Source organism: Candidatus Dadabacteria bacterium (assembly GCA_009840385.1).
Lineage (GTDB): Bacteria > Desulfobacterota_D > UBA1144 > Nemesobacterales > Nemesobacteraceae > Nemesobacter > Nemesobacter australis.
Genome location: VXNX01000001.1, coordinates 1 through 15,092, shown reverse-complemented (window position 1 = coordinate 15,092; position 15,092 = coordinate 1). Strand labels below are relative to the sequence as shown.

At 52.7% G+C, this 15,092-nt stretch carries 10 protein-coding genes; 1 reads left to right on the top strand and 9 read right to left on the bottom strand.

Annotated elements, in window-relative coordinates; all coding sequences use genetic code 11:
* Positions 1–29 precede the first annotated feature (29 nt).
* From F4X55_00050 to cofG, 9 genes are all read right to left on the bottom strand, one after another.
* Positions 30–1,049 carry an amino acid ABC transporter substrate-binding protein gene (locus F4X55_00050; GenBank protein MYC39401.1) on the bottom strand — a complete coding sequence of 340 codons (1,020 nt, stop codon included), beginning with the start codon at positions 1,047–1,049 and terminating at the stop codon, positions 30–32.
* A gap of 232 nt (positions 1,050–1,281) precedes the next feature.
* Positions 1,282–2,820 carry a methionine--tRNA ligase gene (gene metG, locus F4X55_00045; protein MYC39400.1) on the bottom strand — a complete coding sequence of 513 codons (1,539 nt, stop codon included), beginning with the start codon at positions 2,818–2,820 and terminating at the stop codon, positions 1,282–1,284.
* Between the two features lie 89 nt (positions 2,821–2,909).
* Positions 2,910–4,526: a BCCT family transporter gene (locus tag F4X55_00040; GenBank protein MYC39399.1), complete on the bottom strand. Its 1,617-nt coding sequence runs from the start codon at positions 4,524–4,526 to the stop codon at positions 2,910–2,912.
* A gap of 59 nt (positions 4,527–4,585) precedes the next feature.
* Positions 4,586–6,118, bottom strand: coding sequence for a BCCT family transporter (locus F4X55_00035; GenBank protein MYC39398.1), 1,533 nt, complete (start codon positions 6,116–6,118; stop codon positions 4,586–4,588).
* Between the two features lie 18 nt (positions 6,119–6,136).
* Positions 6,137–7,474 (bottom strand): carbohydrate porin, encoded by a 1,338-nt coding sequence (locus tag F4X55_00030; GenBank protein MYC39397.1) that lies wholly within the window; start codon positions 7,472–7,474, stop codon positions 6,137–6,139.
* Positions 7,475–7,689: 215 nt separating this feature from the next.
* Positions 7,690–8,715: a DNA polymerase III subunit delta' gene (gene holB, locus F4X55_00025; GenBank protein ID MYC39396.1), complete on the bottom strand. Its 1,026-nt coding sequence runs from the start codon at positions 8,713–8,715 to the stop codon at positions 7,690–7,692.
* 20 nt (positions 8,716–8,735) lie between these two features.
* The gene (locus F4X55_00020; GenBank protein MYC39395.1) at positions 8,736–11,594 is read right to left on the bottom strand and encodes an FAD-binding protein; all 2,859 of its coding nucleotides are present in this window, start codon (positions 11,592–11,594) and stop codon (positions 8,736–8,738) included.
* Between the two features lie 60 nt (positions 11,595–11,654).
* Positions 11,655–12,854, bottom strand: a complete 1,200-nt coding sequence (gene cofH, locus F4X55_00015; GenBank protein ID MYC39394.1) for a 7,8-didemethyl-8-hydroxy-5-deazariboflavin synthase subunit CofH — start codon at positions 12,852–12,854, stop codon at positions 11,655–11,657.
* 4 nt (positions 12,855–12,858) lie between these two features.
* Complete coding sequence (cofG, locus tag F4X55_00010; GenBank protein ID MYC39393.1) at positions 12,859–14,118, bottom strand: 7,8-didemethyl-8-hydroxy-5-deazariboflavin synthase subunit CofG; 1,260 nt, start codon at positions 14,116–14,118, stop codon at positions 12,859–12,861.
* A gap of 167 nt (positions 14,119–14,285) precedes the next feature.
* On the opposite strand from cofG, the gene F4X55_00005 reads away from it, so the two are divergent.
* Positions 14,286–15,092 (top strand): hypothetical protein (locus tag F4X55_00005; protein MYC39392.1); only part of this gene is annotated, 807 nt, incomplete at its 3' end.

Here is a 15,092-nt window from a genome sequence, read left to right as displayed (position 1 = left end):
CTTGAATCATTATTGACGTTTGCTCACGATCAGCGAATGGGCGCTGCGTACAAAATTCCCCCTGCTTTCCAGGAAGCGTTAAGCCCCCTTTCAAGCGCTAGAGGAGTCTTAGGCCCCAGATGCCTTTCGAATATCTCTCCGTAGTTGCCTACGGCTGAAATTGCGTTAACGGCCCACTTCTTGTCAAGACCGAGCATTTCGCCCATGCTGCCTTCGGTGCCTAGAAAACGGTTCATGCCCGGATCGTTCCCAGGTTTTTTGGCGAGCTCCTTGACGTTTTTCTGGGTGATTCCCATCTCTTCTGCGATAATCAGCGCGTTAACCACCCACTTTCCGATATCAGCCCAACGATCATCGCCGTGGCGCACCGCGCCGCCCAGCGGCTCTTTTGAAATGATTTCGGGAAGAATCACATGCTCCGAAGGATTTTTCAGTGCCGCTCGCGTAGAGGCCAGCGCCGACGCGTCGGTTGTGTACACGTCGCATCTTTTGCTTTCATATGCGACGATGCTTTCTTCGTTGGTCTCTGTGTTTACGGGCTCGTACTTCATTTTGTTGGCTCTGAAGTAATCCGCCAGGTTAAGTTCCGTGGTGGTGCCGGTCTGGATGCACACTGAAGCCCCGGCCAGTTGTGTTGCTGACGTTACCCCAAGGCTTTTGCGAATTAAAAAGCCCTGACCATCATAGTAGTTAACGGGCAGGAAGGTCAGCTTCAGGTCAACGTCACGACTCAGTGTTTCGGTGGTGTTGCGGAACAGTATGTCGCCTTCGCCGGCATTTAGCTGGGTAAACCGCGTTTTATTCGTAGTCGGTACAAATTTCACTTTGTCGCCGCTTCCAAACACGGCTGCTGCAACGGCACGGCAGAAATCGACGTCAAAACCCGTCCAGTTGCCTTTTTCATCCGGCGAGGCAAATCCCGCCAATCCTGATGAAACGATGCAGTTTACCTTTCCCCGGGCTTTCACTTCCTCGAGCGTGCCCGCCTCGGCCATAACCGTGGATAAAAGCAGTACTGTAATCACTGCAAAGAATTTAATTACTCTCATACCTCAACCTCCTTAGGGATAAAGTGTTTTGAATTTTGAAAACATAAGCAGATCACTGGAGATCTACTTGCTCAATTATAAATATAATCATATTTCCCGGAGTTTTGCAATCGGGAATCTAAGCGGGGAATTCTACTAGTTCAGAAATCAGAATGTGGATAACTCTTTCAAGAGCATCTACGGTTTTTAACAAGCGAGAAATGAATTTTAAAAAGCGGATAAAGAAGAGAATTTATTCGCTTTTCTCCGTTATTCTCGTGAAAAGATTTTCTCCCTTTTTTATCGCCGTTCCGGGCTTTGTACCTCCCCAGTGCGCATCCTCGGCACCGAGTTCGGGAGAAAGACCGATTTTCTCTCGGATATCGCGGGCGGTTTCCGGCAGGAACGGGTAGACAAGGAGGGAAATCACCCTGATACTCTCAACAAGCGTCCAAAGCACCGTTTCGAGTCGTTCGCCTTGTTCTTGCTGCTTAGCAAGTTTCCAGGGTGCTGTGTTATCAACGTAGCGGTTTACAAGCGCTATGAATTCCCATATGCGGGAAAGCGCCCTGTTAAAAGCGAGTTCCTCAAGATCAGAGTGGACTTGTTGCGCCGTCTCTCGGTAGAAATTCTCTATCTCCTTCTCACTTTCCGATAACTCTGCGGGCTTCGGAACGACACCCCCGAGGTATCTCTCTATCATCCCGAGCGAACGGCTCACCAGGTTTCCAAGGCCATTTACTAGTTCTCCGTTCACGCGGTTTACAAGCGATTTTCTGGAGTAGTCCCCGTCCTGTCCGAAAGGTATTTCGCGAAGCAGAAAATAGCGGAATATCTCGGAATCGAACTCCTCCACAACCTGATAGGGATCAACCACATTTCCCAGAGATTTCGACATCTTCTCCCCTTCTACCGTCCACCACCCGTGTGCGAAGACTGTTTTCGGAAGCGGGAGTCCCGCCGACATCAAAAACGCGGGCCAGTAGATTGCGTGGAACCTGAGTATGTCTTTTCCAACAAGATGGATATCTGCAGGCCAGAACTTCTGAAAATCCCCGGTCTTTTCAGGGAAGCCCAGAGATGTCAGGTAGTTCGTGAGGGCATCGAACCAGACGTAGACTACATGTCCTTCTGAGTCGGGGGCCGGAATTCCCCATGAGAAATTCGTTCTGCTTACGCTTAAGTCCCTGAGGCCTCCCTCGACGAAACTTACGACCTCGTTTCTTCTGTAATCAGGTTTTATGAACTCGGGGTGTTCTCTGTAATGCCGAAGAAGAGGCTCTTGGTAACTAGAGAGCCTGAAAAAGTAGCTCTGCTCTTTTATTTTTTCTAGGTGAGGGCGGCTTTCTTCGGGAAGCTTCATTATTTCTTCAAGCTGGATTTCGGTTATGAAAGCCTCGTTTCTTACGTCGTACCACCCCTCGTACTCGTCAAGGTATATGTCACCGTTTTTCTGCACCAGTCTCCAGATCTCGGAAACCGCCTCGTGGTGACGCGGTTCCGTGGTTCTTATGAAATCGGTGTTCGAGATGCCTAGGACTTTCCAAAGATCCTGAAACTTCACTACCACCCTGTCGGCAAGTTCTATAGGAGTTTCTCCGCTCGTTTGGGCGGTCTGTTCTATTTTTCTTCCGTGTTCGTCTGTTCCCGTGAGGAAGTAGACTTCATGTCCCGAAGCAGCCTTGTATCTCGCGATTGTATCAGCCGCTATGGTTGTGTAGGCGTGGCCGATGTGTGGCACGTCGTTTACGTAGTAGATGGGTGTCGTTACGTAGAACTGTTTTTTTCCCATGTGCTTTCTAATTCCTTAGAAGGAGAGTCAGTATTGCGATTAATAAAACATAACCAAACAGTATTTCAATTATATTTGCACGAAACTCCTTAACCGGCGTCTTTGCGGGATGGCTGTCTCGGATGATGTGGGTGGCGCAACTCGCGGCGAAGTCCCGTCCAGATACTGAAAAGCATCACGACGAACAAAACGGCGAGCGGGAGGCTTACAACGATAACTGCGGCCTGAAATGACCCCAATCCGCCTGCGAGCATCAGCACGGCGGGGATAAGTCCCCCTATAAGACACCAAAACTCGCGTTGGCGCACGGGCGTATTCAGCTTGCCCCCGGCCGTTATGGAATCAACGGCCAGAGACCCGGAATCAAGCGAGACGACGAGAAAAGAAAACAACATGACGATGCTCACAAGACTGAACAGATGTGTCAGCGGAAACGTCTCCAGCAGCTTGAACAAAGCGAGTCCGTGAAGCCCCGTCGCGACCGTTTCTGTAACCCCCGTGTAACCGTCGATCAAGAACTGATGAACTGCCGTGCCTCCGAAGGCGTTCATCCAGAGCACGCAGAAAATGGTCGGCAGTATGAGCACGAAAAACAAAAACTCGCGCACGGTTCTGCCTTTGGAAATGCGGGCGATGAACATTCCGACAAACGGCGCGTAGCAGAACCACCAGGCCCAGTAAAAGATGGTCCATTCGTGCAGAAAATTCGTGTCATCGCGCCCTATCCAGATGCTGAGGGACGTTATGCTCATGATGTAAGTGGTGGTTGAGTCCAAGCAGTGGCGTAGGATGTCAAGCGTCGGTCCGGCCGCAATGATGAACAGCATAAGCGACACCGCGAGGATTATGTTGATTCGGCTCAGGCGGCCGATTCCGGTATTTATCCCGGTCAGCAGGGCCGTCATCGCCGTCAGCATCACCAAGGCGATCACCATCACCTTGGAGAGATCGGTCGGGGGAATCGAGAGCAGGTAATCAACTCCACCGGTTATCTGCTCGGTTCCGAGACCGATCGAGACTGCGATGCCGAACAGGGTGGAGAATACCGCCAGCGCTTCGATCAGGTGCCCGCTCCAGCCCCACACTCGGTTGCCCAAAACGGGATAGAACACCGAACGCAGGGAAAACGGCATGCCCATGTTGTAGGAGAAAAGAGCCATTGACAGGCCCACGACGGCGAATATCGCCCATCCGTGGAGTCCCCAGTGAAAAATAGCCCCCGCCATGCCCGCGGCAAAAGCGGTTTTGGTGTCGGAAGGGTCGATGCCGAGCGGAGGATTCTGAAAATGATGTATCGGTTCAACCACTCCGAAAAACAGGAATCCTGCGCTTACCGACGTCGAAAAGATCATGGCGAACCAGCTTGCATACGAGTAGTCCGGTTTCGCATCCCGTCCGCCCAGACGCACCTTGGCGAACGGTGAGACGATCAGCAGCAGGCAGAAAACCAGTATGACGTTGACTGCGCTCATGAACAACCAGTGGAATCGGGTGACGACCCAGTGGCGGGCGTTTGCGAAGAGCTCGGCCGTTTCTTCCTGAAAGATCGTCCCGGCGGCAACGAAGATGACGATGACAAGCGCGGAAACAAGGAATGCCCGGACATGGAGGTCAAGCCCGAATATCCTGAGATTGTCCCGTCCGCGCCTGTAGGCGCGCCCCTTGTAAATATTTGATCCCCGCGCCGGTTTTTTCTCTTCTTTCATTTAACGCAAACCGACGTTAAGCTACCACATTTGTATTGAAAAGTCCGTCTGTTTCCGGATCAGCGGGCTTCGCTCCTGATTCCCTTCCATATGCTTACCGTCATCAGGATGAGCAGGACCGAGAACGGAAGTCCGGCTATGAGCGAGGCCGCCTGCAGTGATTTAAGCCCTCCTCCGAGAAGCAGAGCGATGGCTACCGCGCCCTCCAGGCTGCACCAGAACACGCGCTGGGATGGGGGAGCGTCAAGCTTCCCGCCGGCCGAAGTGATGTCGATGACGAGCGAAGCCGAATCCGATGAAGTGATAAAAAAGATTACGAGAAGAACGACGCTTGCAAAGGAGAGTATCTGCGTCATGGGGAGCTGCTCAAGCATCTTGAAGAGCGCGAGTTCCGGTTTCCACTGCGTGATTATAGTCGTAACGCCCGTGTAGCCGTCGAAGAGAAATTGGTGAATGGCCGTGCCGCCGAAAACGCTCATCCACAGGAGGCAGAAGATAGTCGGAAGAACGAGAACGCAGACGAGGAATTCGCGTACGGTTCTTCCCCTTGAGATGCGGGCGATGAACATTCCGACAAACGGCGTCCACGAGATCCACCAGGCCCAGTAAAAAGTCGTCCATCCGTGCAGAAAATCCGTATCCTCTCTCCCTACCCAGTTGCTGAGGGGTACAATCTTCACGATATAGTCCGCTAATCCCGCGAAAATACTGCTCAATATGTACTGCGTCGGCCCGGCGATGAAAACGAACAGGAGCAGAAGCAGGGCAATTGCTACAGTGATCTGACTCAGGCGCCTGATCCCCACGTTCAGCCCGCTGAGCACCGAAAGGGTGGCGAAAAAGGTGGTCAGCACTATAAATACGATGTAAGTCATATCCGTTGCCGGGATTCCGAACAGGTAGTTAAGACCGGCCACGGATTGCTTCGCCCCGAGGCCAAGAGATGTGGCAAGACCGAACAGCGTGGCGAATATTGCCAGCGTATCTATAAGATGCCCGCTCCAGCCCCACACGCGCTTTCCGAGAAGAGGGTAGAACACCGAGCGGACCGTGAGGGGCAGTCCCCTGTTGTAGGAGAAAAAAGCGAGACCGAGGCCCACGGTTCCGTAAAACGCCCACGGGGAGAGTCCCCAGTGAAAGGTTGCTGCGGATATGCCGACGGCCTGAGCCGCCTTGGTATCGGATGGATCAATTCCCAGAGGAGGGTTCTGCAGATAGTAGACAGGCTCAAGCACTCCGTAGAACAGCAGACCGATTGCGACTCCCGCCGTGAAGATCATGGAAAGCCAGGTAAACCTTGAGTACTGGGGAAGTGCGCTCGCACCGCCGAGGCGCACATTTCCCAAGGGAGATACGATCAAGAGAAGACAGAACAGAAAGCATATGTTGGCGGCGCTCATGAAAAGCCAATCAAATCGGGTGGTAATCCAGACTCGAAGCGTTCCCAGCACTTCCGTAGCCGCCTCCCGGAACACAAGTGCCCCGATTGTGAAAAGAAGTACGGAAATCCCGGACGCCACGAATACCGGGACGTTTATATCAAGACCGAATATCTGAAGATTGTCTTGTCCCGCCTGATGACCGTGTTCCACTTTATGTCTCCTCGATCTTTATTCGTAAAGAGTGAAATAGTAGCCCACGTTAATGTTAAAGCGCTTGTGCCACCTGTTGTTTCCACTGGCGCCGAAATCGTTTGCTCCATCGTAAATATTGCCGTATTCGTCTCCTTCCGTACCGACGAAGAAATTACCGTCGCTGAGCGCGAAATCAGTGTAGATATATAGAGAGCCCCAGTACCAGAGAGCGCCGAAAGTCCAGAGGGAGCTGTTGTTGAAATCTTCTGTTGTCTTGAGGATGGAACTCCACTCGATATAGGGCGTGACGCCGTCGAGCCACGCTATATCTGAACCCTCAATGCCGTTGTACCTGAGGGAAACAGCCGGCAGCCATGCCTCTGACGCCACGGGCCATGCGAAGTTAAAAGCTCCCATGGGAATAAGGTCACCGGTTCCCCAGGGAGTCTTGTCCGTAATGTCGTATCTGTAATAGGACAGTTGGGAATGAAGCGAGAAATCCCGAAGCGGGGTCACCGCGTGAGCTGAGACTGCGAGGTGGTCGGCGCCTGAGTCATCCACATTCGTTCCTTCAAGCCTTCCGTACTGAAACGACATTCCGATATCCCCGATGCTCTCGCTCGCGTAGATAATGCGCAGGTTTACTTGGTGTTCTTCCTCAAAACCGTTTTCTCCGAAGTCGGTGACATTCCCGTCCGAGTCGGCTCCGCTGTTCCACTTTACGGGGTCGTAACTGTATCGGGCACTGTCGCGGCTGGTTCCGTCCCAGTGTCCTTCGTCCTGAAGATAGTAGGCAAGGTCGACCGTAAGGTCGCCGAAGGCCTTCGTCCATCTTGCTCCCAGGTCCATGTCGTCCGCAAGCCCGACGTAGTAGTGCTGATCAAAGAACCAGCTGTTCGAAACGCCCCATGGGCCCGGTCCGAAAGGAACGCGGACAATGCCCACCTTAAGGGTTCCGTAGTCGTCCGACTTGTATCCGAGCCATGCAGTGTGCATCATGCTGTAGTCATCGTAGTACCGGTATTCGGCTCTTCCGATAACGCCGTTGTAGTCGAGATCGACATTTAGGCGCAGCAGTTCGAAATCTGAGTCTCCGATGTTTTCGCCCCTGCGCCCTGAGTAATCGCCGTAGGCATGGTTGGCGCGCATCGCGCCGCCGATTCTGATCGGACTTTTCTCAGGTTCTTCCGGCTCTTGGGGTGCTGGTGCTGCCCGGGATTCCGACTCCGCGAGTTTTTTCCGGGTTATTTCCAGCTCCAGCTCCAGATATTCGATACGTTGTTTCAACGCTTCGTTTTCATCGGCGGCCTCGCCGGCAAACGCCAGCGGGGAAGCGGACAGCAGAATTACAATGCTTAAGATAAGTTTGTACATGTATCATCCTTCCCCTATGCTAAGATTTCATTAAACTATTTAGACTGCGATTTCAAATTGTACTAGGCGGTGCTAATAAATGCAACTTTATATATTCGACGAGGGTTTTTGATAATTGTTCTAGAGTTATAAAGCATGGTTTCAAGTATCGACTGCAACAGGTGAATTCGCTCCGAAAAGCACCAGATTAACAAACCTCAGGCAAATTGATATCGTTATAGGGCAAGCCTCAGGAGAAGATTCTCGAGAGAAATCTCGACGTTTGCGTTATTCTCCGAGATCCGCGCCATAGTTTCCTCAAGAGCGGTGAACTTAACTAGGAGTTCGGGTACGTTCCTTTTTTCAGAGTATTCATTTAGTTGCTCAATGAGGTCGGTATTCACTATCTCCTCTTTCTTTCCGCAAGTCTTGAGAATCACCGAATCCCGAAGCCATGTGGAGAGAATGTCAAAGACCGTTTTCAGCTCTTCCGGTCCTCCACTCTTTATATCTTTCTGTATCCTCTCCACGGAATCAAAAAGGGTAAGGGGCTTTTTGGCGTCGACGGCCATTACGCAGTCTATATATTCGATTCTTTTACGCAGATACTCTTCATCAGTACCGAGTGCCCTTGAGATGCTGCCTCCCGATATTTTTGAGACAAGCTCCGGGTCATTCTGCCCGGGTTTCTCCTCTTCCAGAAATTTTCTTACCTGTCCTGCCTCAAGGGGCTGAAAGACAACCGACTGGCATCTTGATCTTATAGTCGGCATGAGCAGGTCTGCAAGCGTCGTTATGAGGATTATGACGGAATTAGGCGGTGGTTCTTCTAGAGTCTTCAGAAACGCGTTCTGTGCATTGAAGTTCATTCTCTGTGCGCCGTCGATTATGAAGACCTTGTAGGGATTCTCATAGGGCGCCAGGTGAATCAGCCGCTCTATGTCCTGTCTTACGTGGTCCACTTTTATCGTCTTTTCGTTTGGGTATCCGAACACTAAGACGTCGGGGTTCAGGCCTTTTTCGGTTTTCGCGCACGAGGTACATTCGCAGTCAAGGTTCTCTGTCCCTCCCTCGGAGCAGTTTATGAGTTTCGCGAAACCGATCGCGACCAGTTTTTTCCCTACGCCCTCGGGTCCTGAGAAAAGGTATGCGTGCGAGATCCGGTTTTTGCGGACTGAGTTGCGAAGAAATTCCTTCTGGGGTTCGTGTCCTATGATCTGCGGAAATCCCATGGTCTTTATCTTACCGGCAAGCACGGGCATCTTCTATGAACGGGAGATGGTTATTTCGCATCTTTAGCCGATATGCATTCTTCGAGAAGCAGGGCTATGTGAACCGGAACCACCCCGGTGAAATGGGAGACCTGCTCGAGACATGATATGCCCGTTACGCAGACCCTTTCCGATTCTCCCAAGTCTCTTATTTTCGGGAAAAGACCGCACTCTCCCATGGCTTTTGATACCTCGTAGTGCTCTTTCTCGTAGCCGAAGCTCCCTGCCATGCCGCAACACCCGGCATCGCTTGTCCTCGCGTCGTATCCCAGTTCGTTAAGAAGTGACAGGGTCTTTCCGAAATTGCCGACAGATCTTTCGTGGCAATGTCCGTGAACTAGTATTCCTCCGCGTCTTTGCTTTCCGGGGTCGAGGGAATTATCACCTTGCGCGCGGACAAATTCGCAGACCGAGTGTGTGTTCGGAAGGAGCGTGTCCAGTGATTCGTTACCTGGAAGAAGATCTGCGTATTCATCCCGAAACGCGGAGAGGCAGCTGGGTTCTGAAAATACCACTGGGATATTCCTTCTGGCGTAATCTGAGAGAACGTTTACGTTGTGAGCTGCGTTCTCCCTGGCTTTCTCCACCATGCCGGTACTCAGCATCGGCCGCCCGCAGCATTTTCTTTGTCTCTCCAGAAGCACCTCGAAACCAAGGCTCTCAAGCACCCCGATAACGGCTTTTCCTATCTCGGGGTAGAAAAACTCAGACCACGTGTCGTGGAAATAAACCACCTGTTTTCCATTCTGGGGATTTTTCTTCTTTTTGCGGAACCACCCGCTGAAAGTATCTTCGGCCATCGGGGGAAGAGATCTTCTTCGGGAAATTCCCGCAAGCGAAAGCAGCCCTCGGGAGAAAGGGCTTTCAAGCGCGCGGTTTAGAAAGCGGGGAAGGGCGCTACGCGCGGAACTTATCTCGTGCACTCGGGCAAATAGCATATCTCTTGCAGTAAACCCGGTTTTATTCTTGTAGAGCGCCAGGAACTCGGTTTTCATCTTGCCCACGTCAACCCCGGAAGGACATTCGGTACGGCATGCTTTGCATCCCACGCAGAGATCAAAAACATCGTAGAATCCTTTCTCGTAGACCATCTCCTTGTCCATGTCGCCCAGCAGAAGTTCCCGGAGAAGGTTTGCCCGCGCCCTTGTGGTGTCGCCCTCATCGAGGGTCGCCCTGTAGGAAGGGCACATTATGCCCTCGGCGGTTTTTCTGCAGACCCCTTGGCCGTTGCACATTGCGGCCGCGGCGGCAAGCCCCCCTTCACGGGACCAGTCAAGGAAGGTGTTGAGGCTCTCCTCAGACTTCCTTGCCCTCAGATTTGAGGAAGAATCAGCCCCACGGACTACTTTCCCGGGATTGAGTATTCCCCGCGGGTCGAATATCTCCTTTAGCTCTTCCATGATGGAATAAAGCTTCTTTCCGAAAAGTTTTTCGTTTAGATAACTCCTCTGGAGGCCATCTCCGTGCTCGCCGCTCATTACCCCCGAGTGGCGAAGAACAAGCTCAAGGGTGCGTTCCGAAAGCGCTACCATGTCGGATACTCCCTTTTGCTCCCGGAGGTCAAGAAGAGGCCTTATGTGCAGGCATCCGGCACTTGCGTGACCGTAAAAAGCGGCTTTAAGACCGAACTCGTCAAGAAGCGAAATCACGTCCCTTGTGTATTGGGCAAGGTTTTCCGTGGGAACCGAGACGTCTTCTATGCAAGGCACCGGTTTCTGCTTGCCCCTGTCGCTCATCAGGATGCCGAGCCCCGCCTTTCTTACATCCCAGACCTTTTTCTGCTCCTCCCGCCCGAGCACCGGAAACGCGGTCGCCCCCGGGACCGCGGACTCTGCGAGGCTTTTTGCCTTCTCGCCGGTCTGTCTTTCATCGTCTCCCTGAAATTCGACTACGAGGATGGCTCCCGGGGTTCCCTCGATGAAGGAAACGGCGCGGGAGAATCCTTTTTTCCTTCTAGCAAGACCTATCAGCGTTCCGTCGATAAGTTCAATTGCCGAGGGGTTGCGGGAGAGGATTTTTGAAACCGAGTCCATTGCCTCGGGAATTTCGCGGAACGAGATGACGCAGAGCGCGCTTGAGCGAGGTTTTTCAACGAGGTTAAGCTCGAAATCGGTTGAGACCGCGAGGGTTCCTTCCGAGGAGGCAAGAAGTTTCGCGGGATTGAATTCCCTGTCCAGAAAATAGTTAAGCGAGTATCCCGAAGCCCTTCTCCAGTGTCTTGAAAAGTCATTTCTTACAAGTTCCCCGTTTTCCTTTATGAGCGCGGCGAGTTTTTCGAAAAGATTTTCCGCAATACCGTTTCCTCCACCACGTTTTTCGTAGTTTTCCTTGGAAAGCTCGAGCGGAGACCCGTCCGCGAGCACGGCATTTGAGGAGATGACGTGATCGCCCGCCATTCCATACAGTATTGAATGGGCCCCTGTGGCATTATTCGCCACGGCTCCTCCGACGGTGGCGACGCTTGCGCTTGAGGGATCCGGTCCGAACATGAGTCCTAAAGGCGCGAGGTTTCTATTGAGTCCGTCAATCGTGATTCCGGGCTCGACTCTTGCTTTTTTTCCTCCGGCGTCTACGTCGATTATCCCGTTCATGTATTTTGAGAGGTCGAGGATTACACCTTCTCCCACGGCCTGCCCCGCAAGGCTTGTTCCCGCCCCCCGCACCGTGACCGGGATATCGCGGGCTGAGGCTTCGGAAACTGTAATTTCTATGTCCTGGCGATTTTTTGGGATTACGACAGCTTCTGGGAGGATCCTGTAGTTGCTTGCGTCCGTGCTGTAGATGGTCCGGTCAACGAGGTTTTCTCTTACCTCGCCCCGGATCTGTCCGCGAAGCTTCCTGCTCAGTTCTTCGATTCTTGATTTCTCCATGGGAACCGATTCCGGCCGGAGTGTTTCGAGACAAAAGATGGCGTGTGCGAGAAAAAGTCTTCAGGCCTCGCCGTTTTCAAACGTTTTGAGTATCCCGTAGGTCGTGTCCCGTTCGGCCGGGATTCTGCCTATTTCTCTGGTGAGTTTTCTGAATTCTTCGGGCGGGAAGTACTGTCCGTAACTTGCACCGGCGAAACGGGATATCTGCTCTTCCATGAGCGTTCCCCCGAAATCGTTTGCCCCGGCGGTGAGCGAGAACTGTGCGAACTCGGGTCCCTGCTTGACCCAGGAGACCTGTATGTTGTTTATCCATCCCCGGAGCATCATCCGTGAAACGGCGTACATCTTCAGCTGGTCAAGATCGGTCGGACCTTTTCTCACCTTTCCCTTGGAGTGAATGAACAGCCTTGTGTTCCAGGGAATGAACCGAAGCGGCACGAATTCCGTGAACCCTCCAGTCTCTTTCTGTATGTCTCTCAGAATTCCAAGGTGTATTGCCCAGTGATGGCGCTTGTCGAGGTGCCCGTACATTATGGTCGAAGTGGTTCTCATTCCTTCCTTGTGAGCTTTTTTCACTACCCTTATCCACACCTCGGTCGGTATCTTCCTTGGGGCGATTACCTTTCTTACTTCTTCAACCAGAACCTCGGCCGCGGTGCCTGGGAAGGTATTGTGACCGACATCCTTGAGTCTTCTTATGAAATCCTCTTCCTCTATACCGAGAGTCTTAGCTCCGTAGTAGATCTCGTAGGGAGAGAAAGCGTGCGTGTGCATATCGGGCACGGCTTTTTTTACCGTCTTTATAAGCTCGATGTAGAAATTGCCGTCTATCTCGGGATGCATGCCTCCCTGCATGCATACTTCCGTCGCGCCTATCTCCCAGGCTTCAACGGTTCTCTCCGCAACTTCGTCCATCGAGAGGAAATAGGCCCTCTCGTCTCCCTCGTCAGCCATGAAATTGCAGAAACCGCAGTAGACGTCGCATATGTTAGTGAAGTTTATGTTCCTGTTAACGACGTAGGTGACCACATCTCCCACGTCTTCCTTTCTTATCTGGTCGGCCGCAAGCGCGAGAGCGGATATCTCGTCCGTATCATCTATGTTGAAGAGATGAATTCCGTCCTCAACCGAGATCTCCTTGCCCGAAAGCGCATCCTCGATTATCCGGCCCGTAGTGCCGTTTATGCGCGACATAACTCCGTCTACGCCGATGGGCCTTCTCTCCTCTATAGAGCCTATTATCTTGTTTATATCTTCCATTTTTTCAGTTTACGGGAACGTATCCCCTCTCATCAACTCGCTGCCTTACCTTGCCCAGAACATAAGGGTCTATCCACTGCTCGTCTATATACTCGGGATACACGGGAAGCCTTTCCCGAAGTTCGTAACCCAGCGCGCTTACCTCCCTTTCCATTCTTTCAACCTGCGGCCACGGGGCCTCGGGGTTAACGTAGTCTATCGTGAGGGGCGACACGCCGCCCAGGTCGTTTATGCCAGCGGTTAGGTAGAAAGTGAAATTCCTGTTGTTAAGGTTAGGCGGTATCTGTATGTTCATGTCCCCTCCGAATATAAGCCTCGAGATGGCGACGGTCTTCAGCATCTCGAGAAAATCGGCGGGAGGGTAGTCCTCCATTTTTATTCCTTCCTTGGGGTTGAAGTTCTGAATTATTATCTCCTGCAGGTGACCATAGCTGCGAGAGAGTTCCAAAAGGGCGTAAAGCGAGTCGATTCTCTCCTCGAACGTTTCCCCGATTCCGACCAGAATGCCGCTTGTCCAGGGAATACTGAGCTCGCCCGCGTGCTCCATCGTCTCCATCCTGAGTTTCGGGACCTTGTCCGCGCAGCCGTGGTGAGCGTTTCCCTTCTTGAGCAGCCTCTCGCTTATGTTCTCGAGCATGAGGCCCATGCTTGGGTTGCTTTTTCTGAACCCGGAGAGTTCTTCGGGGGTCGAAAGCCCGAGATTCGTATGGGGAAAAATTCCGTACTCAAGACCGGTTTTTCCCATGTCGATCAGATAGTCCGCTGTTGTTTCGTAACCGATTTCCCCGAGTGCGTCCCTGTATACCTGATAGGCGAGTTCCGGCTTGTCTCCCGTGACGAAAAGAAGTTCAGTGCATCCCGCCTTAGCCCCTTTTTTGGCCATGTCGACGACCTCTTCAGGGGTCATGAACAGCTCTCCCTCTCCCGGTTCTATCTTGAACGTGCAGTATCCGCAGCGGTCCCTGCAGAGCTGGGTCAGGGGCACGAAAACGTTTTTGGAGTAGGTTACGGTTTTTCCCTTCGAGCGGTTTCTGATAGCCGATGCGGCCAGAAGAAGAAAAGGAATTTCCCTGGGAAAAAGCTCCGCAAGGTAGAGAGCGTCTTCGCGCGTGACGCTTTCTCCATCGATGGCTTTTGATATTATTCTCTCAAGTTTCGGGGATGCGCGAAGCTCCGAGAAGTCGCTTACGCCGAACGCATTGAGTAGCATGGCGCTTTCGCTCGCGCCGAATGTTTTTTCCCAAGTTTTAGCTAAAAGAGTCATATAGAGAAACCACCCGTTACGCTTCCTGCGCGGAAGCAATTTTCAACCCCGCCAACCCCGCCTGTAAGTATCTTATACGGAGGCCGTTTTTGTCAAGGAATGTATGGAGAAGCAGTAAGATTTTCTAGTTCAAGAGCATGCCGAATTAGTGTATTATTTTATCTGGAATGACCGCATTAAAATCAGACAGACTACCGGGCCCGTCCGCTACGGCGTGCCGGGACGGTATCCGCATGTGGAGACGCACCTGTTTTCCGGGTTTCTCCCGCATCTTCCGCGATGTTGCCCGGGCCGCGATGGGTTTTCTCCTTCTTGCCGCCATCGTCCTCGGAGCGCAGATGGAGCTTGCCCATGCCCAGACCACCGCCACCTACACGGTGACGTTTAAAGGCAACTGGAATACTAGTAGCACACCCGGCGGGGTTGTGGGGGGTGCCCATTTCACGACGCTGATCGGCGCCGTGCATAACAGCAGTGTGACTTTCTGGACATCCGGCGGCACGGCCACCGCCGGCGTTGAACTTATGGCGGAAATTGGTGGCACGAGCACATTCAAATCAGAAATCACCGCTGCCGGCGCAAACGTAAAATCCACCGTAGATCAAAGCGGAACCTCCGCCACGGGCACGAGTACGTTTGAAGTCACGTTCAGCCGTACTCATCCTCTGCTTACCCTTCTCTCGATGATCGGTCCCAGCCCAGACTGGTTTGTGGGGGTTTCCGGTCTTTCTATGCTGGATGGATCGAATTGGCGGTCCTCTCGCACGGTAGACCTTTTTCCCTACGACGCCGGTACCGAGGACGGGACTGAATTTTTGCTGAGCAATCCTGCCACCGTTCCCCAGGGCACCATCACCAGTATCAAGGGACAGGGCAAGTTCTCCAACGTGCGCATGGCGAGGCTAAGCTTCACACTCAAAGTTGGGGGGGGGGGGGGGGGGGGGGGGGGGGGGGGGGGGGGGGGGGGGGGGGGG

What these genes read in the sequence shown, in the direction of transcription:
- F4X55_00020 (MYC39395.1), bottom strand. Translation starts at nt 11,594, where the DNA reads ATGGAGAAATCAAGAATCGAAGAACTGAGCAGGAAGCTTCGCGGACAG.
- cofH (MYC39394.1), bottom strand. Translation starts at nt 12,854, where the DNA reads ATGGAAGATATAAACAAGATAATAGGCTCTATAGAGGAGAGAAGGCCC.
- cofG (MYC39393.1), bottom strand. Translation starts at nt 14,118, where the DNA reads ATGACTCTTTTAGCTAAAACTTGGGAAAAAACATTCGGCGCGAGCGAA.
- metG (MYC39400.1), bottom strand. Translation starts at nt 2,820, where the DNA reads ATGGGAAAAAAACAGTTCTACGTAACGACACCCATCTACTACGTAAAC.
- F4X55_00050 (MYC39401.1), bottom strand. Translation starts at nt 1,049, where the DNA reads ATGAGAGTAATTAAATTCTTTGCAGTGATTACAGTACTGCTTTTATCC.
- F4X55_00040 (MYC39399.1), bottom strand. Translation starts at nt 4,526, where the DNA reads ATGAAAGAAGAGAAAAAACCGGCGCGGGGATCAAATATTTACAAGGGG.
- F4X55_00030 (MYC39397.1), bottom strand. Translation starts at nt 7,474, where the DNA reads ATGTACAAACTTATCTTAAGCATTGTAATTCTGCTGTCCGCTTCCCCG.
- holB (MYC39396.1), bottom strand. Translation starts at nt 8,715, where the DNA reads ATGCCCGTGCTTGCCGGTAAGATAAAGACCATGGGATTTCCGCAGATC.